The organism is Rhodospirillum centenum SW, assembly GCF_000016185.1.
Taxonomy (GTDB): domain Bacteria; phylum Pseudomonadota; class Alphaproteobacteria; order Azospirillales; family Azospirillaceae; genus Rhodocista; species Rhodocista centena.
Genome location: NC_011420.2, coordinates 550,540 through 572,413 on the forward strand (window position 1 = coordinate 550,540; position 21,874 = coordinate 572,413).

17 protein-coding genes are annotated in these 21,874 nt (G+C 72.4%); 10 read left to right on the plus strand and 7 right to left on the minus strand.

Going from position 1 to position 21,874, the window contains the following annotated elements; translation table 11 throughout:
- Positions 1-100: 100 nt before the first annotated feature.
- Complete coding sequence (locus tag RC1_RS02445; RefSeq protein ID WP_012565748.1) at positions 101-3,490, minus strand: maltotransferase domain-containing protein; 3,390 nt, start codon at positions 3,488-3,490, stop codon at positions 101-103.
- A 273-nt stretch (positions 3,491-3,763) separates the two neighbouring features.
- Here RC1_RS02445 and RC1_RS02450 point away from each other — a divergent pair, with 273 nt between their 5' ends.
- The gene (locus RC1_RS02450; RefSeq protein ID WP_012565749.1) at positions 3,764-4,570 is read left to right on the plus strand and encodes a polyphosphate kinase 2 family protein; all 807 of its coding nucleotides are present in this window, start codon (positions 3,764-3,766) and stop codon (positions 4,568-4,570) included.
- Between the two features lie 127 nt (positions 4,571-4,697).
- On the opposite strand, the gene RC1_RS02455 is transcribed toward RC1_RS02450, so the two are convergent.
- Complete coding sequence (locus tag RC1_RS02455) at positions 4,698-5,969, minus strand: hypothetical protein (RefSeq protein ID WP_012565750.1); 1,272 nt, start codon at positions 5,967-5,969, stop codon at positions 4,698-4,700.
- A gap of 621 nt (positions 5,970-6,590) precedes the next feature.
- Here RC1_RS02455 and RC1_RS02460 point away from each other — a divergent pair.
- Positions 6,591-7,136 (plus strand): hypothetical protein, encoded by a 546-nt coding sequence (locus RC1_RS02460; RefSeq protein WP_012565751.1) that lies wholly within the window; start codon positions 6,591-6,593, stop codon positions 7,134-7,136.
- A 54-nt stretch (positions 7,137-7,190) separates the two neighbouring features.
- On the opposite strand, the gene RC1_RS02465 is transcribed toward RC1_RS02460, so the two are convergent.
- From RC1_RS02465 to RC1_RS02475, 3 genes are read right to left on the minus strand one after another with little or no spacing between them, the layout of a single operon-like run.
- Entirely contained in the window at positions 7,191-8,342 is a 1,152-nt protein-coding gene (locus RC1_RS02465; protein WP_012565752.1) for a trans-sulfuration enzyme family protein, read from the minus strand.
- 36 nt (positions 8,343-8,378) lie between these two features.
- On the minus strand, positions 8,379-9,104 hold the full coding sequence (locus RC1_RS02470) for a DUF1045 domain-containing protein (RefSeq protein WP_012565753.1): 726 nt from the start codon (positions 9,102-9,104) through the stop codon (positions 8,379-8,381).
- On the minus strand, positions 9,101-10,249 hold the full coding sequence (locus tag RC1_RS02475) for an alpha-D-ribose 1-methylphosphonate 5-triphosphate diphosphatase (RefSeq protein ID WP_234703818.1): 1,149 nt from the start codon (positions 10,247-10,249) through the stop codon (positions 9,101-9,103). The genes RC1_RS02470 and RC1_RS02475 overlap by 4 nt, the downstream gene beginning before the upstream one ends.
- A 406-nt stretch (positions 10,250-10,655) precedes the next feature.
- Here RC1_RS02475 and RC1_RS02480 point away from each other — a divergent pair, with 406 nt between their 5' ends.
- From RC1_RS02480 to RC1_RS02515, 8 genes are all read left to right on the plus strand, one after another.
- Positions 10,656-11,771, plus strand: a complete 1,116-nt coding sequence (locus RC1_RS02480) for an NAD-dependent epimerase/dehydratase family protein (protein WP_012565755.1) — start codon at positions 10,656-10,658, stop codon at positions 11,769-11,771.
- Positions 11,768-12,913, plus strand: a complete 1,146-nt coding sequence (locus RC1_RS02485; protein ID WP_083759233.1) for an NAD-dependent epimerase/dehydratase family protein — start codon at positions 11,768-11,770, stop codon at positions 12,911-12,913. The genes RC1_RS02480 and RC1_RS02485 overlap by 4 nt, the downstream gene beginning before the upstream one ends.
- A 37-nt stretch (positions 12,914-12,950) precedes the next feature.
- Positions 12,951-14,237 carry a TIGR04295 family B12-binding domain-containing radical SAM protein gene (locus RC1_RS02490; protein WP_012565757.1) on the plus strand — a complete coding sequence of 429 codons (1,287 nt, stop codon included), beginning with the start codon at positions 12,951-12,953 and terminating at the stop codon, positions 14,235-14,237.
- Positions 14,230-15,369 carry a glycosyltransferase family 4 protein gene (locus RC1_RS02495; protein WP_012565758.1) on the plus strand — a complete coding sequence of 380 codons (1,140 nt, stop codon included), beginning with the start codon at positions 14,230-14,232 and terminating at the stop codon, positions 15,367-15,369. The genes RC1_RS02490 and RC1_RS02495 overlap by 8 nt, the downstream gene beginning before the upstream one ends.
- 5 nt (positions 15,370-15,374) lie before the next feature.
- Positions 15,375-16,511 (plus strand): CgeB family protein, encoded by a 1,137-nt coding sequence (locus tag RC1_RS02500; protein WP_012565759.1) that lies wholly within the window; start codon positions 15,375-15,377, stop codon positions 16,509-16,511.
- A gap of 3 nt (positions 16,512-16,514) precedes the next feature.
- Complete coding sequence (locus RC1_RS02505) at positions 16,515-17,633, plus strand: CgeB family protein (protein ID WP_012565760.1); 1,119 nt, start codon at positions 16,515-16,517, stop codon at positions 17,631-17,633.
- Entirely contained in the window at positions 17,630-18,814 is a 1,185-nt protein-coding gene (locus RC1_RS02510) for a CgeB family protein (protein ID WP_012565761.1), read from the plus strand. Before RC1_RS02505 ends, RC1_RS02510 begins: the two co-directional genes overlap by 4 nt.
- A 97-nt stretch (positions 18,815-18,911) precedes the next feature.
- Complete coding sequence (locus tag RC1_RS02515) at positions 18,912-19,625, plus strand: protein tyrosine phosphatase family protein (RefSeq protein WP_012565762.1); 714 nt, start codon at positions 18,912-18,914, stop codon at positions 19,623-19,625.
- A 48-nt stretch (positions 19,626-19,673) separates the two neighbouring features.
- On the opposite strand, the gene RC1_RS02520 is transcribed toward RC1_RS02515, so the two are convergent.
- On the minus strand, positions 19,674-20,819 hold the full coding sequence (locus tag RC1_RS02520; RefSeq protein ID WP_012565763.1) for an acyl-CoA dehydrogenase family protein: 1,146 nt from the start codon (positions 20,817-20,819) through the stop codon (positions 19,674-19,676).
- Positions 20,820-21,115: 296 nt separating this feature from the next.
- Positions 21,116-21,445, minus strand: coding sequence for a hypothetical protein (locus tag RC1_RS02525; protein ID WP_012565764.1), 330 nt, complete (start codon positions 21,443-21,445; stop codon positions 21,116-21,118).
- Between the last annotated feature and the right edge of the window lie 429 nt (positions 21,446-21,874).

The following is a 21,874-nucleotide window of genomic DNA, read 5'->3' on the forward strand; positions in this document are numbered from 1 at the left end:
ACCTGTCGGGCAGGACGCGCGCTGCCAGGCCCAGCGATGCCAGGCCCAGCGATGCCAGGCCCAGCGGCGCCGGACAGCACACCCGCCGGCCCGGGACGGGTCAGGACGGCCGGCTGATGCGCCAGAGCGCGGCCGGGTTGTTCCAGGGCTCCAGGGTCAGGTTCTGCCACTTGCCGTACCAGAACCAGCGCCCGCCGCTGAACAGATCCTCCACCTGCACCGCGGCATCGTCGGGCAGGCCCAGCTCCCACAGCGGCACCTCGAACGGCACCTGATAGGCGCCCTGGTCGGGGTTCAGGCTGACGGCGCAGAGGATCATCGAGCCGCTGTCGCGCGGGTCCGCCTTGCCGAAGTAGAGAACCCCGTCGTGGTGCGCCGTGTAGAAGCGCAGGTTCGTCAGGTGCTGCAAGGCCGGCTCCTTGCGGCGGAGCTGGTTCAGGTGCCGGATGTAGCCGCGGATGTTCCGGGGATCGTCCCAGTTCCAGGCGCGGATCTCATACTTCTCGCTGTCGAGATACTCCTCCTTGCCCGGCAGCGGCGTGCCCTCGCACAGCTCGAAGCCGCTGTACATGCCCCAGACGCTGGACAGCATGGTGGCCAGCACGGCCCTGATCCTGAACATCGCCGGGTTGCCGGAATGCAGATAGGGCGGGTTGATGTCCGGCGTGTTCACGAAGAAGTTCGGACGGTAGTACTCCTTCGCCGGCCCCTGGGTCAGCTCCACCAGATAGTCGGTCAGCTCCTGCTTGTGCCGCCGCCAGGTGAAGTAGGTGTAGCTCTGCGTGAAGCCCAGCTTTGCCAGCCGCTTCATCATCTTCGGCCGGGTGAAGGCCTCGGCCAGGAAGATCGTATCGGGGTGGCGGTCCTGCACCTCGCGGATCATCCATTCCCAGAAGGGCAGGGGCTTGGTGTGGGGATTGTCCACCCGGAAGATCTTCACCCCCTGCGCCACCCAGAACAGCACCACGTCGCGCAGGGCGAACCAGATGTCCGGCAGGGCGTGCCGGTAGAAGTGGACGTTGACGATGTCCTCGTACTTCTTGGGCGGGTTCTCCGCGTACCGGATGCTGCCGTCGGGGCGCCAGTCGAACCAGTCCGGATGCTCCTTGATCCAGGGATGGTCCGGGCTGCACTGGATGGCGAAGTCCAGCGCGATCTCCAGCCCGTGCTCCTTCGCCGCCCGTACCAGCCGGCGGAAGTCGTCCAGCGTGCCCAGCTCGGGGTGGATGGCGTCGTGCCCGCCGGCCTCGGAGCCGATGGCGTAGGGGCTGCCCGGATCGTCCGGCCCGGCGGTCAGGGAGTTGTTGCGGCCCTTGCGGTTGCTCCGGCCGATCGGGTGGATCGGCGGGAAGTACAGCACGTCGAATCCCATGTCCCGGACATAGGGCAGCTTGGCGATCACGTCGTCGAAGGTGCCGTGCCGTGCCGGATCGTCCGACATGGAGCGGGGGAACAGCTCGTACCAGGAGGAGAAGCGGGCCGCCAGCCGGTCCGCCACCACCTCCAGCGTCTGCGAGTGCGAGCGGTTGGTGCGGGGGCCGAACCGCGCCATGTCCGCGGCCAGGCTGTCGCCCAGCAGCAGGTCGGCCAGCCGCAGCCTGTCCTGGTCGGGCACGCCGCGCAGGTGCTCCAGATGCGCGGTCAGCGTGGCCTTGCCGCGACCCTCGGCCCCCTCCACCGCCTTTTCCAGAATCCCGCGCCCCTCCACCAGTTCCAGCGACACGTCGCGGCCGGCGTCGCGCTTCTTCACGAAGTCGGCGCGCCAGGTGGCGAACAGGTCGCGCCACGCCTCGATGCGGTATTCGTAGCGGGCGTTGCGGCTCAGCGGGACGCGGCCCGCCCAGCGGTCGTTGTCGATGAAGACCATGGGCGCTTCGGCCCATGCCGCCTCTCCGGCCACGCGGTACTGAACCACCGCCGCGATCCTGTCGTGCCCGTCGGCGAAGATGTCGGCCCACACCTCCATGATGTCGCCGACCACGCGCTTGACGGCGAAGCGGCCGCCGTCCACGCAGGGGTAGACGTCCTCCACAGCCACGCGGTCCTCCGCCAGGGCGGCCAGCCGTGCGAGGCTGGCGCCGGGGTCGGGGGCGATGGCGGGCTTCGCCGGGCGGCCGCGGAAGACGCGCAGCTCCAGCGGCTCCAGCACCACGGGAACGCCCGGCCGCAGCACGGCCGGAGCCTTCGACGGCGTGACGTCCTCGAAGCTGCCGCCGTCTCCCGCGGCCAGCAGGATCGCCGGGTCCAGGGAACGGGGGCCGTCCGTCTCCGGGTTCAGCAGCAGCAGCGCACTCTCCCCGCTGGCCGGGTCGCTGCGCAGCAGCGCCACCACGGGATCGTGCGCGCCGGTGATCCGGCGCAGCGGCCCCTCCCTGTTCAGGGCGGGCACGGACGCCTTCATGGCGTTCACGTCGGCGATGAAGCCCGACAGGTCCAGCCGCGGTTCCGCAGCCTCGGCCTGCCAGTCCTGCGGCCGCGTCTCTACCACGTTGAGCCGGCGGGTGAAGCCGTACTCGAAGCCGGCCGGCAGCATCACGCCCGAGGATACGGCTGCCGAGAACAGGTAGCGCATCTTCGCCAGCGCCGCGAGATGGCGGGGGTCGCCGGTGCCGGTTTCCGCTGCCAGCCGCTCGGTGTCGTGGCTCTCGGGGAAGGCGATCGTGGGGGCGATGGAGCGGTACAGTTCATACTGCTCCAGGAACCAGTCGGAGCGGAAGTCCCACCATTTCGCGCTGTTGAACAGGTAGTCGAAGCCGGCATCCGCCAGCGAGGCCACCTGCTCCGGCGTGCAGCCCAGCGTCTCGGCGAAGAAAAGCACCTCGGGATCGGTGCCGCGGGCCGCCTCGATCAGGGCGCGCCAGACGCCCGCCGGCACCTGGTAGGCGGCGTCGCAGCGGAAGCCGGCGGCCCCCAGTCCGACCTGGTGCCGCACCCAGTCCGCCCAGTAGCGGATCAGCCCCTCGCGGGACTCCTGCCGGCTGTAGTCCAGTTCCGCCAGATCGCCCCAGACCGTGACATCCGTCGGGTCCTGCGGGTTGACGGCGCCGGGGCTGCGCAGGGAACCGTCGCGGTTGCGCACGTACCAGTCGGGATGCTGCTCCGCCAGCAGGGCGTCCTTGGCCGTGTGGTTCACCACCAGATCCAGCATGACCGTCAGCCCGTGCCGGCGGGCCTCGGCGAAGAAGTCCCGCAGCAGCGTGTCCGTGTCGGCATCCGTGTCGCCGCGGAACAGCTCGTTCAGCCGGTAAGGGTCCTTCACGGCGTACAGGCTGCCGGAGAAGCCGGGATAGTGGACGGGGTTCAGGAAAACCCAGTCGAACCCCATCGCGGCGATCCGGGGCAGGTGGCGTTTCCAGTCCTCCACCGTTCCCGCCAGCAGGGGGAACAGGTTGTAGATGCGGGGACCGGCGCCGGCGGGGCGTGTCGTCGTCGCCGGAGTCGGGCGGGCGTTGCCGGGGGATTCCCGGCGGGTCTGGGCGGTCAGGGACATGGCGGCGACCTCTGCTCCGGCTGGCGGGCGTAGGGGGACGTCGCAGGCAAGACGTCGGGCGGTGTGGCTGGCGCCGGACGGGCGCCGCGGTCCGGGCAGGGACCGCCTCACCGGGAAAACCCGCCAGGGGCGGGGCGGTTCCCGCGACCGCTGGCCGCATGACGAACCCGGCCGGCTGGATCCGGCTGGGCGGAACCGCTGGATTGCCGGCGCCGGCGGCGTCAGACTGGCCGGGGGCGGAGGAATGTCGGGAACGACAGGAAGGAAATGCGGATGGCTCTGGAGATACCTGACCGGTTCCGTCTCGACCGGCTGCCCGAACGGCAGCCCCGTTTTGCCGACAAGGCTGACTATGAGAAGACCCAGAAGGCCCTGCAGGAGCGGATGGCCCGGATTCAGTTCTCCTACTTCTGGCAGGGGCTGCGTGCCGTCATCGTCTTCGAGGGCTGGGACGCGGCGGGCAAGGGCGGTGCGATCCGCCGGATGACGGCGGAACTGGACCCGCGCGGGTTCCATGTCTGGCCCATTTCGGCCCCGACGGCCGACGAGCAGGGCCGGCACTATCTCTGGCGGTTCTGGCAGCGCCTGCCCACGCCGGGCAGCGTCGCCATCTTCGACCGCTCCTGGTACGGCCGTGTGCTGGTCGAGCGGGTGGAGGGGCTGGCGAAGCGGGAGGACTGGACCCGCGCCTACGACGAGATCAACGCCTTCGAGAAGATGCTGACGGACGACGGCATCCGCGTGATCAAGCTGTTCCTCAGCATCAGCCCGGAGGAGCAGGGCAAGCGTCTGCGCGAGCGGCTGGAGAAGCCGTGGAAGCGCTGGAAGCTGACGCCGGACGACCTGCGCGCCCGCGCGCGCTGGGACGAATATGTGGCGGCGGCGCAGGAGATGTTCGTCCGCACCTCCACCCCGGCGGCCCCCTGGACCCTGATCCCGGCGAATTCCAAATGGTGCGCCCGCATCGACATCCTGCGCACCGTGGCGGACGCGCTGGCCGAAGGGGTTCCCATTGATCCGCCGCCGCTGGACCCGGCCTTCGCCCGGCTCGCGGAAGAGGCGCTGGGCGACAAGGGATGACGGTCCGCCGGCCGGATGCCTCCGGCGGGTCCCCGACATGGAACCGCCGCCACGGACAGTCTGTCCGGGCGGCGGTTTCCGATGGCGGTTTCCGGTCGGAAGGGGCGGGCGGCTGCCGCCCCTTGGGTCACTTCTTCGGTTGCGGCGCCGGCTGCTGGGGAGCGGCTTGGCCCTGCTGGGCCGGCGGCTCCTTCGCGGCGGCTTCCTTGAGTGCCTTCAGGATGCCGGCCGAAGCGGTCTCGGCCGTGGCCCGCTCGCTCTCCATCGCCTCGTGCGAGAAGACGCCCAGGGTGCGCTGGGCCGACAGGTACATGACCAGGGAGACGAAGACCTTGCCCTCCTTCATCTCGCACAGGGCCGAGCCGGTGCGGAAGGTGACCTGCTTCACCGTCTCCACCGTGCCCAGGGTCGGGGTGAAGGTGCCCTGGCAGGTCTTGGCCAGGCTGTCCACGTAGGTCTGGCTGATCTTGGCGAGGTCGCCCGCTTCTTCCCGGATCGGGAAGTTGCGGATGGCGCCCAGCACCTTCTGGCCGATCTGCCAGGCGAAGTCGCCCGGGCGCTGCTCCGGCGGCATCTTGTCCACCGGAAGGGCGCGCGCGTCCTTCAGGCCGGCATCCAGCAGCAGCTTGGCGAGCTGCGGCGGCATCGCCGGCGGCGGCGGCGGGAGCTTGAGCGTGCCGGCGGCGGCCTGGTCCACGCAGGCGGACAGGTCGCTGAGCGCCTTCGAGGTGCCCTTGAGCTGGAACGCCACGCCCTGACCGGGCAGCATCACGGTCAGCACGTTGCCGGTACCGATCCCGCGCGCGATCTCTTCTTCCTGGCCGGTGTTCAGGGCGACCAGCTCGGGCGCGACGACGGCCCCGTTGATCTCCTTGTCCAGCTTGGAGTCGATCTTGATCTGTGCCTTGAAGCGGGCGCCGGGGGGCATCTGGGCCCCGGGCGCGCCGATCATCAGGTTGGTCTTCTTGTTCGGACCCTGAAGCATGATCAGGATCAGATTGTTGTCGAACCGGTTCTCCGCGGCGCACAGCTTGAAGCTGCCGTCGGAATAGACGTCCGGCGCGATGTCCCAGGTGCCCTGCGGCACGCCGGTCTTCTCCGGCGGCTTGGACGGGGCGCGCTGGGCCTGGGCCTGCGGCGCCGGGCGCGGCTGCTGCTGCGGCTGTGCGGCCGGGCGCGGCTGCTGGGCCGCGGGGGCCTGCTGCGGGCGCTGCGTGATCGTTCCCGCGGCGGTCGAGCCCGAGGGCGTCGACTGCACCGTGCCCGGCAGGATCAACCCGCCGCCGGAGCCCGGCTGCTCGGTCTGCGGGGTGGACTGGGCGGCGGCGCTGGCGGCCACGGTGAGCGCGGCGCCGGCCAGGAGCAGGCGCGCGAGCTTCAGCGAAACATGAGGAACCACGGAAGAAGGACCCTTCTCGACACTGGCGCGAGGGACCCTAGGGCAGGCCCAACCTGCACGCAAGGGGCCTGCACGCGGAACCGGCATGCCGGCACGGGCATTCCGGCGAATGCCACGCCGCCGTCGTTCCGGTGCCACACCATCGCCGCATTTCCCCGCTGCCGGGCGCCCCTGCAGGCAGGCTGCCGTCTCCTCCAGGCGGCTCTCCCCGCCGGTCCGCCCCAGGCCGCCCCAGGCCGCCCCAGGCCACACCGGGACACGGGCCGCGACGCGCCCGGGACTCGGGCCGACCGGCTCCTTCCGGGGAGGCATCGTTGCCGTTGCGCATCGATCACCGTCTCCCGCCGGTTTCCGGCCGGTGCGGCGGTGTGGTCTTCACGAGGTCTTAACAGACCGCCGTCAATACTGATTGCGGACAGGGCTCCGTTGCCATCCTGCCCGACCTGCCCCCTCCGGAGCCGGCGCATAAGGGGCCGTCGGCCGACCGGGTTCGGCTGCAGGGCGGAATTGATGAAAATTGCGCACAATTCGCGTCCTGATTTCCATCGAACCGGAATAATTACGGCTGGAAAGCATCTTTATTCCGGGGTAGAACGTCCGTACAGCATTCGGAGGGGGCGGATGCGTCTGGTCGCTGTTCTGGCTTTCACGCTGTTTCTCTCGGCGCCCATGCTGGCGGATGAGACGCTGGCGCCGGAGGAGGTCGGGCGGTTCATCGCCGCGGCGGAACAGATCGCTGCAGCGGAACAGATCGCCGCGGCGGAACAGGTCGCCGCGCCGGGCCCCGCCGGTCCCGCGGCTCCCCAAGCCCACCCCTTTTCCCGTCTTCTGGCGGACACAGCGGTGATCGAACCGATCATCGCCCGGCACGGTTTCAGCGAACGCCGCTGGCGGTCGGTGGGCAACCGCGTGCTGGCCGCACACCGGGCGGAGCAGATCCTGCGTCCCATGGCGGCGGCGGCTGCCGCGCCCGTGCGCAAGCGGCCCGACACCCCTTACGACGCCCGCGTGATGCAGGCCTCGGCCACTGCCGCGGATCAGGTGGCTCTGCGCAGCGTGGCGCGCGAGATGCGCAACGATCTGGCCGCCTTCGCCCGCGATACGGAGGCCGACCGCAAGGCCATCGCCCCGTTCCGGGACCGGCTGGATGCCCTGATCCCGCGCTGACCTGATCCCGCCCAGCCCTGCCCGGGCCGGGGCGGGTCCCGGTGTCGCGCCGTGCTACGCCGGGACGTGCTCCAGCGCCTGTTCCAGATCGGCGATCAGGTCGTCGGCATGTTCGATGCCGCAGGACAGGCGCAGCAGATCCTGGGGGCAGGGGCTGTCCGGCCCCTCGATGGAGCCGCGGTGCTCCACCAGGCTTTCCACCCCGCCCAGCGAGGTGGCCCGGGTCCAGATGCGCAGGGCCGCCGATGCGGCCACCGCCCCCGCCGCCCCGCCCTTCACCCGCACCGACAGCATGCCGCCGAAGCCGCCGCGCATCTGGCGCGCGGCCACCGCGTGGCCGGGATGCGTCGGCAGGCCGGGGTAGAGCACGGCCTCCAGCTTCGGGTGGCCGGCGAAATGCTCCGCCAGCCGCTGCGCCGTGGCGCAGGCGCGCTCCACCCGCAGGCCCAGCGTCCGCATCCCGCGCAGCAGCAGCCAAGCCTCGAACGGGCCGGGGATGGCGCCCTGGTTGGCGCGGATGGCGGCGATGCGCTCCCAGAAGCCGTCGGCGCGCGCCGTTGCCAGGGCACCGCCCAGCACGTCGCTGTGGCCGTTCAGGTACTTGGTCGCCGAATGCATGACGATGTCGGCGCCGTGCTCGACCGGCCGGGTCAGCAAGGGCGTCGGCACCGTGTTGTCCACGGCCAGCCGCGCCCCGGCCCGGTGGGCGATCTCGGCACAGGCGGCGAGGTCCGTCACCTCCCAGGTCGGGTTGGCCGGGGTCTCGGCCCAGATCAGCCTGGTCCGGCCCGGCCGCACGGCAGCGGCCACGGCGGCCGGATCGCGCATGTCCACGAGGTCGAGCCCCAGGCCCCACTGCGCGGCGAAGCCCTTCAGCCAGTTGCGCAGGCCCCAGTACATCACCTGCGGCGCGATCACATGGTCGCCCGGCTCCAGCGCCTGGAACACGGCCGTGGCCGCCGACATGCCGGAGGAGAACAGCAGCGCCTGGGCCGCGCCCTCCAGCGTCGCCAGCAGCGTTTCCGCTCCGTCGAAGGTGGGGTTGAAGGGCCGGGCGTAGCTGTGCCCGCCGGGATAGGACAGGTCGCCCGCGCGCAGGAAGGTGGTGGCGGGATGCACCGCCGGGACGACGCCGTGCGTCGCCGGGTCGTGCGCGCCCTGTGCCCGGGCCAGCAGCGTGTCGGGATGGGTCGGGTCGGGGCGCATGGCGGTCTCGCGGATGCCGGAAGGACGGCGTCCGGTTTAGCGCGCCGCCCGCCCCGCTGCCAGCGGGAAGCGTTCCACCAGCCGGAACGGCTCCCCCCGCCGCTCCTGCCGGAACAGGGCGAGGTCGCGCACCGGCAGCGGCAGCCGGCGCAGCGGGGCGAAGACCGCCTCCAGCGCCGTGTCCACGGCTGCGGCTGCATCCGGGGGCACGGGGTCGGTCAGGGTCATGTGGAAGCGGAACTCCCCCAGCACGTAGGGATAGCCCCAGCGCTCCAGCATCGCCTGCTGCCCCGGTGTCAGCCCCGCGGCCAGCCGGCGCGCCAGCTCTGCCGGCGTCGGCGGGGCGCGGAACCCGTCCAGCCCGCGCACGCAGGCGGCGGCGAGCCGGTCCAGGTCCAGGCAGTCCGCGGCCGGAACCAGGGCGCGGAAATCGCCCAGCCGGGCCGGGCGCAGCGGCGGCGCGTCGAACGGCGCCAGCCCGGCCGCAAGCTCCGCCACGGCGGCGCGCAGGTCCGTCTCCGTCCGGCCCGCGGCCAGGGCGAAGGGGGGCTTCAGGGTAGCGTGGAAACCGTAGCCGGCCGCGGTCGCGGTCAGCCGGGCCAGGTCCGCGGCCGGAATCCCGGTGTCGGGCCGGGGCGGCGTCTCCCCCGTTTCCGGGTCGCGGCCCAGCCAGGCCGTACCCAGGCGCCAGTGCGGACCGTCGTGCGGCGGCGCGTAGTAGACGGCCCAGCGGCCGGTGTCCTCCGTGCTGCCGGCGCTCACAGCACGCGCCGTCCGCCGCGCCAGACGCGCCGGACCACCGGCCCGTGGTCCGTCTCGCGCACCTGCACCAGATCGGCCCGCAGGCCGGGGGCGATCTCGCCGCGGTCGTCCAGGCCCAGCGCCCGCGCCGGCGTCCGGCTGACCATGGCGACGGCCGCCGGCAGGGCGATGACCCTGTCCCCGGACAACCGGAAGACGGCCTGCATCAGGCTGGCGGGCATGTAGTCGGACGACAGCATGTCCAGCAGCCCGGCCCGTGCCAGTTCCAGGGCCGACACGTTGCCCGAGTGCGACTGGCCGCGGACGACGTTCGGCGCGCCCAGCACGGTCAGCATCCCGTGCTCCCGCGCCGCCGCGGCGGCGGCGGCCGTCGTCGGGAATTCGGAGATGACGAAGCCCAGGGCCTTCGCCTCCGCCACATGCTCCGGAGTCTCGTCGTCATGGCTAGCGACGGGGATGCCGCGGGCGCGGCAGGCGTCCGCCAGCAGGGCGCGGTGGCGGGCGGCGTGGCGCGCCTGCCGCTCTCGGCTCTGGTCGATGGCCGCGTCCACCTCTGCCGCCGAAGCGCCGAACGCTTCCTGGTAGCGGCGGAACTTCGTCAGGTCCGTGAACTGGCGCTGACCCGGCGTGTGGTCCATGACGGAGACCAGCCGCACCGACGGGTCGCCGGCATGCGCCTCGAACAAAGCGGGCAGGTCGGGGTCCGTCACCTCGCAGCGGAGATGCAGCAGATGCTCCGCGCGCAGGTGCCCCGCCTCCCGTGCGGCGGCAAGGCCGGGGATGGCGGCCGCGGCGATGCCGGCCCAGTCGCGGCCCGGCCCGGCACCGATGCAGAGCGCGTCCAGCACCGTCGTGATGCCCGCCGCGGCCACCTGCGCGTCGTGCGCCAGCACGGCGGAGAAGGCGGGCCAGACGACGCCGGGGCGCGGCGTCAGATGCTTTTCCAGATTGTCGGTGTGGATCTCCACCAGCCCCGGCAGCAGCAGGTCGCCCTCAAGGTCGAGCGCGCCGGGCGGGGGGCGGCGATCGCCGTCGATCGCGGCGATGGTTCCGCCGGCCACGGCAACGCTGCCGGGGACGACGGCATCGGCCAGCACGAGGCGGGCATTGCCCAGGATCATCGTATCGGAGACTGGATCGGACAAGACGGGTCGGGGATCGTGCCGGAAGGGAACCGCGCGGAAGCGCGGGTGCGCACCATACGCCCTTCCCGTCCGCTCCGCGACCCCGGCCGAACGGCGTAGTGCGTGCAACCGGACGGGTAGGCGCGGGGCAGGGACCGGCATCACGGCCCCACGGCGATGCCCCGCCCGGTCGGGCTACGCCGTGCGGTCGGACGGGATTGAAGAAGAAGAGCCTCCGGAACCTCGGCAGCCATCTCTCGTTAAGGCCGCGAACAGGTTTCCGGCGGCGATACCCCGTCCCGACAGCCGATCCCGGCATCCAGGCCCCGTTCCGTCCTGTGGCGAGTCCGCTGCCGGAGACGGGAGCGGCCATCCGGCGGAGGCCGGTCGATGCCGGGCGGGACGGGTCCGCCAAGACGAGGACCCCATGGCGAAATCCATCCTGATCACGGGCGGCGCCGGCTTCATCGGCTCGCATCTGGCCGACGGACTGCTGGCCGCGGGCCATCGGGTGCGGGTCCTGGACTCCCTCTCGCCGCAGGTTCATGCCGACGCGGAGCGGCCCGCCTATCTCGATCCCGGGGTGGAACTGCTGCGCGGCGACGTGCGCGACCCCGGCGCGGTGTCGCGCGCCCTGACCGGGGTGGATGTCGTCTACCATTTCGCCGCCATGGTCGGCGTCGGCCAGAGCATGTACCAGGTCGCCGACTACACCTCGGTGAACGATCTCGGCACCGCCGTGCTGCTCCAGGCCCTGATCGAGCGGCCGGTCGAGCGTCTGGTCGTCGCCTCCTCCATGAGCGTCTACGGCGAGGGGCTGTACCGCTCGCCCGACGGCCGCGTCGTGGAAGGGGTGGAGCGGGGCCGCGCCCAGCTATCCCGCGGGGAGTGGGAGCTGCGCGACGCCGACGGCGCGCCGTTGCAGCCGGTGCCGACGCCGGAGAGCAAGCGCCCCTCGCTCGCGTCGGTCTATGCGCTGGGCAAGTACGTGCAGGAGCGGCAGTGCCTGCTGGTCGGCGCGGCCTACGGCATCGCCACGGTGGCGCTGCGCTTCTTCAACGTCTACGGCACCCGTCAGGCGCTCTCGAATCCCTATACCGGGGTGCTGGCGATCTTCGCCTCGCGCCTGCTGAACGGCAACCGGCCGATGATCTTCGAGGACGGGCGGCAGAAGCGCGACTTCGTGCATGTGCGCGACGTGGCCCGCGCCTGCCGGCTGGTGCTGGAGCGGCCGGCCGCGGCCGGGGAGGTGCTCAACATCGGCTCCGGTCAGGCCATCGCCATCGACGACCTTGCCGGCCGGCTGGCGGGCATCGTCGGGCGGCCGGACCTCGTGCCGGAGATCACCGGGCGCTGCCGCGTCGGCGACATCCGCCACTGCTTCGCGGACATCGGCAAGGCCCGGGCGGTGCTGGGCTACGAACCCGGGGTCGGGCTGGAAGAGGGGCTGACGGAGCTGGCGGACTGGCTGTCCGGGCAGATCGCCGTGGACCGGGTGGAACAGGCGGCGCGCGAGCTGGCCGCCCGGGGGCTGACGGTATGAGCTGCCGCGCGGGTGCCGGCCTCTCCGGAACGGACCTGTCGGCGGGGGCGGCGCTGGCGCGGCTGCCCGGTCCCCCCGACCGGCCGGTGCTCATCACCGGCGGCGCCGGCTTCGTCGGCACCAACCTCGCCGACCGGCTGGCGCGGGAGGGGCGGCGGGTCATCGTGCTGGACGATCTGAGCCGCCCCGGCGTGGAGCGCAACCTAGCCTGGCTGCGTGCCATGCACGGCGACCGCATCCTCCCCGAGCTGGCGGACATCCGCGACGGCGAGCGGCTGGGCCGTGCCGTCGCCCGCAGTGCCGCCGTCTTCCACCTTGCCGCCCAGGTGGCGGTGACGACCAGCCTGCGCGACCCCGTCCACGATTTCGAGGTCAATGCCTGCGGCACCCTGCGCGTTCTGGAGGCGGTGCGGGCGCAGCCTGAGCCGCCGCCGCTGGTTTTCAGCTCCACCAACAAGGTCTACGGCGCTCTGCCGGACCTGGAGCTGGTGGAGGAGGCGGACCGCTGCCGTCCGGCAGACCCCGGCCATGCCGGCGGCGTGCGCGAGGACAGGCCGCTGGACTTCCACAGCCCCTACGGCTGTTCCAAGGGGGCGGCGGACCAGTACGTGCTGGACTATGCCCGCAGCTACGGGCTGCCGGCCACGGTCTTCCGCATGAGCTGCATCTACGGCCCGCACCAGTTCGGGACGGAGGACCAGGGCTGGGTGGCGCACTTCCTGATCGCCGCGGCGGAAGGACGGACCATCACCCTGTTCGGCACCGGCCGGCAGGTGCGCGACATCCTGCATGCGGACGATCTGGTGGACGCCTTCCTGCTGGCGCTCGGCAACCGCGACGCGGTTTCCGGCCGCGCCTTCAACATCGGCGGGGGACCCGCCAACGCCGTCAGCCTGCGCGAAGTGCTGGAGCAGATCGCCGGGCTGGACGGCCGCCTGCCGGCCGTGGAGTACGGCCCGTGGCGGACCGGCGACCAGCCCTGGTACGTCGCCGACATCTCCCGCTTCCGGCAGGCCACCGGCTGGACCCCCGGCATCGCGGCTGCCGACGGAATCGCCCGGCTGCACCGCTGGCTGCACGGGGAGCGGCCGGGGCTGCCGCTGGTCGAGGTGGTGGCCCGGTCCCTGCCGGCCGCCCAGTAGCACCCGCCCGACATCCGGGCCGACCGGAGGACAGAGAATGCGCGTGGCGCTGGTGAACCCGAACTGGAGCTTCGAGGGCTCGATCTATTTCGGCTGCCGCGAGCCGCACCTGCCGCTGGAGTTCGGCTACGCCAAGGCCCTGCTGGAGCGCGACGGCCATGTGGCGGAGATCCTGGACGCCCAGCTCCTGGACCTGTCCGACGCGGCGCTGCTGGCCCGGGTGCGGGAGTTCCGGCCGGACATGACGGTGGTGACCACGGCGCCGAGCTATCTGTTCTGGCGCTGCTGTCCGCCGGAACTGCGGGTGCCGCAGGCCGTGGTGCGGCTGCTGCGGCCGGTCGCGGGCACGCTGGTGGGCGTCGGCCCGCACAGCTCCACCACGCCGCGGGCGGCGCTGGCGAAGCTGGGCGTGGACGTGGTGGTGCAGGGCGAGTGCGAGGAGCCGATCGCGCTGCTCGCGTCGGGCCGGGACTGGTGCTCCATCCCCTCCCTCTGCCATGCGCGCGACGGGGCGGTGCGGGTGCAGGGCGGCCCCCATGCCGGGACCTTCACGGATCTGCCGGCGCTGTCCTGGCCCGACGGGTGGATCGCGCGGCACCGCCACCACCATCACCGCTTCGATGCGCCGCCCGCGGGTCCGGGAGCGGAGGTGGAGGCCAGCCGCGGCTGCCCCTATTCCTGCACCTTCTGCGCCAAGGAGAATTTCCGCGACCGCTACCGCCGCCGCCCGGTGGAGGTGGTGATGCGGGAGATCGACGGGCTGATCGCCCAGGGCGTGGAGTATGTCTATTTCATCGACGAGATATTCCTGCCCAACCGGCCGCTGCTGGAGGCGCTGGCGGAGCGGCCGGTGCGCTTCGGGGTACAGACCCGGATCGACATCTGGAAGCCGGAGATGATCGCGCTCCTGGGCCGCGCCGGCTGCGTCTCCATCGAGGCCGGCGTGGAAAGCCTGACGGCGGAAGGGCGGCAGGCGCTCGACAAGGACTGCCGCCTGTCCACGGACGAACTGACGGAGCGGCTGATCCTGGCCCGGCGGCATGTCGCCTTCGTCCAGGCCAACCTGATCGACGCCGGCGACGACGATCCCGAGACGGTCCGCGCCTGGCGCGACCGGCTGCGGCAGCACGGGGTCTGGGCCAACGACCCGGTGCCGCTGTTCCCCTATCCGGGCTCCCCCGACTACCGCAGGCTCTGGGGCCTGCCCGACGACCGCGCCTGGGAACGGGCGCTGGACCATTACCTGGCCGCCCACGGCCGCTTCAGCGACCTCCAGGACGAACGGCCGCGTCCGCTCGCCGAGCTGGAAGCGGCCCATGGCTGAGCGGCCCGAGGTCGAGCGGCCGGCCCGGCCCGGAGAGCCCCTGCATGTCCTGATGACGGCCGACTGCCTGGGCGGCGTCTGGGACCATGCGCTGACGCTGGCGGGACAGCTCGGCCGTGCGGGCGCCCGCACGACCCTGGCCGTGCTGGGCGGACCGCTGGCGCCCGACCAGCGGCAGGCCGCGGCGGCCGTGTCCGGCCTGCACCTGGAGGAGAGCGACTGGCGCCTGGAATGGATGCCGGACGCGGGCGCCGACGTGGCCCGCTCCGGCGACTGGCTGCTGGGGCTGGAGGACCGGCTGCGGCCGAACGTCGTCCATGTCAACGGCTACGCCCACGCCGCCCTGCCGTTCCGGGCGCCGGTGCTGTGCGCGGGGCACTCCTGCGTCCGCTCCTGGTTCGCCGCCGTGCGCGGGGAACCGCCGCTGTCCGACTTCGACCGCTATGCCGAGGGCGTGCGCGCCGGCCTCGCTGCCGCCGGCATGGTGGTGACGCCCAGCCGGACCATGGCGGCGGCGCTGGCCTTCCACTATGGCGTGCCGGTCGAGCCGGTGGTGATCCCCAACGGCGTCGCGGTGGAGGACTTCGCCCCCGCCGCCAAGGACGACCTGATCCTGTCCGTGGGCCGCATCTGGGACGAGGGCAAGAACATCGCCGCCCTGGAGGCCGTGGCCCCCCTGCTGGGCAGCCCGGTTGCCGTGGCCGGGGAGTCGCGGCATCCGGACGGCTCCGAACGGGCGCCGCGCGCCGTGGCCCTGCTGGGCCGGCTGCCGTCGGCGGAGCTGCGCGACTGGTACGCCCGCGCCGCCGTCTTCTGCCTGCCGGCCCGCTACGAGCCGTTCGGGCTGGCCGTGCTGGAAGCGGCGCTGTCGGGCTGCGCCCTGGTGCTGGGGAACAGTCCCGGCCTGCGCGAGAACTGGGACGGAGCGGCGGTCTTCGTCGATCCCGACGACACGGCCGGGCTGGCGCGGGCGCTGAACCGGCTGGTCTGCGACCACGCCCGCCGCTGCGATCTGGCGGAGCGGGCGCGCATCCGCGGCCGCCGCTTCCGGGCCGACACCATGGCCCGGTCCTATCTCGGCGCCTATGCGGCGCTCACCGGGGCGCCGCGGCGCCGCTATGGCGTGGGGTGACGGCCATGCGCTTCGTCTTCTTCGTGCATTCCCTCTTCTCCGACTGGAACCACGGCAATGCGCACTTTCTGCGCGGCGTCGTGACGGAGCTTCTGTCCCGGCGGCACGAGGTCTCCGTCTGGGAGCCGGCGGACGGCTGGAGCCGTGCCAACCTGCTGGCCCAACATGGGGAGGGTGCGCTGGCTGAGATCCGGGCCGCCTTCCCGCACCTGCGATCGCACGACCATGACCTGTCCGATCCCGGTTCCGAGGCGGTGCTGGACCGGGCCCTGGACGGGGCGGACGTGGTGCTGGTCCACGAATGGAACGACCCCGCCCTTGTCGCCGCCCTGGGCAGGCGGCGCGCGCGGGGCGGGCGCTTCCGGCTGCTGTTCCATGACACCCACCACCGCAGCGTCACCGCTCCGGAGGAGATGGCGCGCTACGACCTCTCCGCCTATGACGGGGTGCTGGCCTTCGGTCAGGCGGTGGCGGAGCGCTACCGCGCCCGAGGCTGGGGCCGGCAGGCGCGGGTCTGGCACGAGGCCGCCGACACCCGCCTGTTCCGGCCGCAGCCGACGCCGGAGGCGCGGCGCGACCTGATCTGGATCGGCAACTGGGGCGACGGCGAGCGCACCGCGGAGCTGCACGAGTTCCTGCTGGAGCCGGTGCGCACGCTGGGCCTGCGCGCCCGCGTCCATGGCGTGCGCTATCCGGAGGACGGGCGGCGGGCGCTGGCCGAGGCCGGCATCGCCTACCGCGGCTGGCTGCCGAACCACCGCGCCCCCGCGGCGCTGGCGGCGCACCGGGTGACGGTGCATGTGCCCCGCCGACCCTATGTGAAGGCGCTGCCGGGCATTCCGACCATCCGGGTGTTCGAGGCGCTGGCCTGCGGCATCCCCCTGGTCTCCGCCCCCTGGACGGACAGCGAGGGATTGTTCCGGGCCGGGCGCGACTTCCGCATGGTGCGCTCCGGCACCGAGATGACGAAGGCCCTGCGCGAGCTGCTGTCCGACCCCGACGCCGCGGCGGCGCAGGCGCGCAATGGCGTCGAGACGATCCGCAGCCGCCACACCTGCGCCCACCGGGTGGACGAGCTGCTGGCCTGCTGCGCCGACCTTGGGGTGCGCGGGTCCTCTCCCGCGCTTGCGGAGGTGTCCTGAACCATGACCGGCCTGAGCATCGCCTTCTACGGATCGAGCCTCGTCTCCGCCTACTGGAACGGGGCTGCGACCTACTACCGGGGCATCGTCAAGGAGCTGGCCGCCCGTGGCCACCGCGTCACCTTCTTCGAGCCCGACGCCTATGAACGGCAGAAGCACCGCGACATCCCCGATCCGGACTGGGCCCGCGTCGTCGTCTACGAGGCGACCGAGGCGGGGGTGTCGCGGGCGTTGGAGCAGGGGCGCGGCGCGGACGTGGTGGTGAAGGCCAGCGGCGTCGGCGTCTTCGATGCGCTGCTGGAGGCCGCGGTGCCGGAGATCCGCCGCCCGGACGGGCTGGCCGTGTTCTGGGACGTGGACGCCCCGGCGACGCTCGCGCGCCTGCACGCCGATCCGGCCGATCCCTTCCATGCCGCGCTGCGCCGCTACGATGCGGTGCTGACCTATGGCGGCGGCCAGCCGGTGGTGGACGCCTATGGCGCGCTGGGCGCCCGGGAGTGCGTGCCGGTCTACAACGCCGTCGATCCCGCCACCCACCATCCGGTGCCACCCGACCCGCGCTTCGCGGCGGCGCTGGCCTTCCTGGGCAACCGGCTGCCCGACCGCGAGGCGCGGGTGGAGGAGTCCTTCCTGCGCGCCGCCGCCCTGCTGCCGGGGCGGCCCTGCCTGCTGGGCGGGGCGGGCTGGGGCGACAAGCCGCTGCCGGCCAATGTGCGCCATCTCGGCCATGTCGTCACGGCCGACCACAACGCCTTCAACTGCACCCCGCTGGCCGTGCTGAACGTCAGCCGGGAGAGCATGGCCGCCACCGGCTTCTCCCCCGCCACGCGGGTGTTCGAGGCGGCGGGGGCGGCGGCCTGCCTGATCACCGACGCCTGGGAGGGGATCGGCCAGTTCCTGGAACCGGGACGGGAGGTGCTGGTCGCCCGCGACGGGGCGGAGGTGGCGGAGCTGGTCGCCGGGCTGACGCCGGAGCGCGCCCGCGCCATCGGCGCGGCGGCCCGGACCCGCGTGCTGGCGGAACATACCTACGCCCACCGGGCGGTGCTGGTGGACCGGCTGCTGACCGGGCGGCTGGCGCAGGAGCGGGCGCAGCCGGCCCCGGCGGGGATGCCGGCATGACGGGGGCGCTGGACATCGTCGTGCTGGGCCTGTCCATCACCTCCTCCTGGGGCAACGGGCACGCCACCACCTACCGCGGCCTGCTGCGCGAGCTGGCCGCCCGCGGCCACCGGGTCACCTTCCTGGAGCGCGACGTGCCCTGGTACGCCGCGGCGCGCGACTGCCCCGATCCTGCCGGGGTGCGGACGGCGCTGTACGGCTCCCTGGAGGAGCTGCGCGACCGTTTCGGCGCGGCGGTGCGGGAGGCGGATGCGGTGATCGTCGGCTCCTACGTGCCGGACGGGGTGGCGGTGGGCGACTGGGTGCTGGCCACGGCCCGCGGCCTGACCGCCTTCTACGACATCGACACGCCGGTCACCCTTGCGGCCCTGGCGGGGGGAGGCGGCGGCAACGGGGGCACGGACTATCTGGCGGCTCGCCAGATCGCCGCCTATCGCCTCTATCTCTCCTTCACCGGCGGGCCGACCCTGCGCCGGCTGGAGCGGGAGTTCGGCGCGCCCATGGCGCGGGCGCTCTACTGCTCGGCCGACCCGGCGCTGCACCGGCCGCAGGAGGTCGCGGTGGACTGGGCGCTGGGCTATCTCGGCACCTACAGCCCCGATCGTCAGCCGGTGCTGGAGCGGCTGCTGCTGGAGCCGGCCCGCGCCCTGCCGGGGGAACGCTTCGTCGTTGCCGGGGCGCAGTATCCGGACGGCATCGCCTGGCCCGGCAACGTGGCGCGCATCGCGCATCTGGAGCCGCCCCGCCATCCCGGCTTCTACAGCGCCCAGCGCTTCACCCTGAACGTGACCCGTGCCGACATGGTGCGGGCCGGCTGGTCGCCCAGCGTGCGGCTGTTCGAGGCGGCCTGCTGCGGCACCCCGATCATCAGCGATCCCTGGCCGGGGCTGGACAGCCTGTTCCGGCCGGGGCGGGAGATCGTCGTCGCCCGCACGGCGGCGGAGGTGCTGGAGGTGCTGACCGGGATGACGGCCGAGGCCGCCGCGGCGCTGGGCCGGCGGGCGCGGACACGGGTGCTGGCGGCGCACACGGCCGCCCACCGCGCGGCGGAGCTGGAAGGCCACCTGCACGCGGCCCTGGCCCGTCGCGCGGTGCCTGCCCGGCCCGCGCCCGCTGCGCCGGCAGCACCCCCGTCGGTGTCCGCGCTGCGGCGCATCGCCAAGGGCACGGCGGCCGGCTGACGGCGCCGCATACATTCAGAGGAAATTCACGATCTATGTTGTGGACAGCCGGTCGCCGCTCGGGTTAGCTGGCCCGGGGAGTTGGGGTGAGGCGTCCATGTCTCAGGACCGGGCCGGCGGCGAGCGTGATCTCGCCTGTACCGTCGACCGCTTTGCATTTCTTGCCGACCGGCGCCATCTGGCCGGGCGCTGGATCAATTCGGTGTTCAAGGACCATGCCTTCCTGCGCATGGCCTACAAGAACATGTTCCGGATCTCGCCGGGTATGTACCGGTCGAGCCAGCCGACCCCGGCGCACATCGCCGCCGCCAAGCGGATGGGCATCCGCACCGTCATCAACCTGCGCGGCCGGCGCGACGACTGCGGCTCCTATTTCCTGGAGGAGCGGGCCTGCCGGGAGCACGGGATCACCCTGGTGGACTTCCCGGTCAATTCTCGCGACGCCCCGCGCAAGCACATCCTGCATGCCGCACGCGACATCTGGGCCGGCGTGGAATATCCGGTGCTGATGCACTGCAAGGCCGGGTCGGACCGCGTCGGCTTCATGAGCGCGCTCTACATGCTGGTGCATGAGAAGCGCCCGCTGGAGGAGGCGGTGCGCCAGTTGAACTGGCGCTACGGCCATCTGCGTGCCGCCAAGACCGGCATCCTCGACCAGTTCTTCGAGGAATACGCCGCCCGCAACGCCGAAAGCCCGATCGACTTCTACGACTGGGTGGATCAGGTCTACGATCCGCCGGCGCTGAAGGCCCGCTTCATGTCGCGCTGGTGGGCGAACGTGCTGGTCGACCGCGTGCTGAAGCGGGAATAGCCGGGCAGGGCGGACCCGCCCGGCGCCCCGTGCCGGCTTCCCGCCGCCTCAGGCGGCTTCCTCCAGGCTGCCGAAGCGGCGCAGATGGTGGTCGGTGCTGCCGAAGGCCACCTCGATCGCCATCAGGCGCTTCATGTAGTGCCCGACATTCAGCTCCTCCGTCACGCCCATGGCGCCGTGGAGCTGCACCGCCTGCTGCGCCACGAAGCGGGCGGCCTGCCCGACCTTGGCCTTGGCGGCGGACATGGCGCGGCCCCGCACCGTGGCGTCGGCCGTGTCCCAGTGCCGTGCGGCATAGGCCGCCATGCTGCGGGCCTGCTCCAGGCAGACGGCCATGTCGGCCATCCGGTGCTTGAGCACCTGGAAGCGGGCGATGGGCTGGCCGAACTGCACCCGGGTGCGGGTATACTCCACCGTGGCGGTGACAAGGTGGTCGATGCAGCCCACGGCCTCGGCGCAGAGCGCGGCGATGGCGCGGTCCGTCGCCGCCTCGATGGCCGACAGGGCGCCGCCCTCCGGCCCCAGCAGGGCGTCCGTCGGGACGCTGACTCCGGTCAGCGTCACCTCGGCCGCGCGCTGCCCGTCCAGCGTGGGATAGTCGCGCAGGTCCAGACCCGGCGCTGCACGGTCCACCAGGAACAGGCTGATGCCGTCGCGGTCACGCCGGCCGCCGGCGGTGCGCGCGGCGACGATCAGCCAGTCCGCCGAGGGCGCGTTCAGGACCACGGACTTCCGCCCGTCCAGGACATAGCCGCCGCCCTCCTGCCGCTGCGCCGTCGTGGCGATGTCGAACAGGTCGTAGCGGGCCTGCCGCTCGGCATAGGCCAGCGCGAGCTGGAGCCGGCCCTCCAGCAGGGGTTCCAGCAGCGCCGACCGGCGCCCCCCTTCCGCCAGCGCCGCGACCAGCCCGCCGCACAGGAGGACGGTCGGGAGATAGGGCTCCACCACGAGGCCGCGGCCGAACGCCTCCATCAGGATCGCCACCTCGGGTCCGCCGCCGCCCAGGCCGCCGTCGGCTTCCGCGAAGGGCAGGGCCAGCCAGCCCAGCTCCGCGAAGGTGGCCCAGTGCCGGCGGGAGAAGCCGCCGGCTTCCGCCACCACTGCCTTGCGCTGTTCGAAACCGTAGGCATCGCGGACGAAGCGTTCGACGCTGTCCCGCAGCAGGCGCTGTTCGTCGCTGAGCGACAGATCCATGGCAGACCTCCCCGTTCCGTTCGGTCCGCCGTCCCCGGCGACGGGGCCGGCGGCGTGCGACGTGGCGCGCACGGACTCAGTTCTGGATCGGGGGAGAGGGGCCGTCAACCGGGCGCCCCCGGCCGGACAGGCCCCGCGTCGCGCCCGACCGCTGGGCGGTCTGCGCTGTCCGGGGACAGGGGGCCGGGGCGCAGGGAAGAGAGGAACCGGAAACGACAACGGCCGCCCGGGCGTCCCCGGTGCGGCCGTACCAGACCGCCCCGGCACCGGGCCGGGGCGGGAACCGTCATGTCGGATCAGGCCGCCCAGACTTCGGGCAGCACGCGGCTGGTCATCTTCTCCATGGAGAGCCAGCGGCAGTGCCGGGAGACGGACTGCAGCAGGGCCATGACCGGCTCGTCGCCGTCATTCTCCAGAGTCACCAGACGGAAATACGCGACCATCCGGCCATAGCCGTCGCCGCACACCCGCTCCAGCGCGAAGGCCGTGCCCTGCGCCGCTTCCGCCATCGCCTCGTGGACATCGGCGCCGGCGGGCATGTCGCCCAGCGTCACCGCCACACCGCGCATCGGGAGGTCGCCATGCAGGCCGACCAGGAAATCCGAACACTTCGTGTTCCCGTTCATTCCAACTTCCTTTCAGAACTGAATGGTCGTCGCCCTGGCATTTCCCCGGGTTTCCGCCCGGGTGATTTGCCGGCGCTCCGCCCGGTCCTAACCTGCTGCTCCGCCGACCGCCCTGGTGCGCCGATACCCTGGCGCTCCCGCAGGTTGCATCCCGGACACTCCGCCGTGATCTGCCATCGGACGGCCTGTGCCGGACGACTTTCCCGATGACCTTGACGGGAGATATAATGTCGGCACGCCGAAAAAAACATCTGCCTGGGTGCCGCACCGCGCGCAATGCAGGCCCCACACTGGATTCGTGCGGCCCGACGCCGCAGCGCTCTTCACGGAGCGGGGGTGGCTTCACCAAGTAGAACGCGTTTGAGGTAACGGTCGATTACTTGAATTCGAGTGCCCTGCCGGTTCGTGCAGCGGGGATGCTGCCCGCAG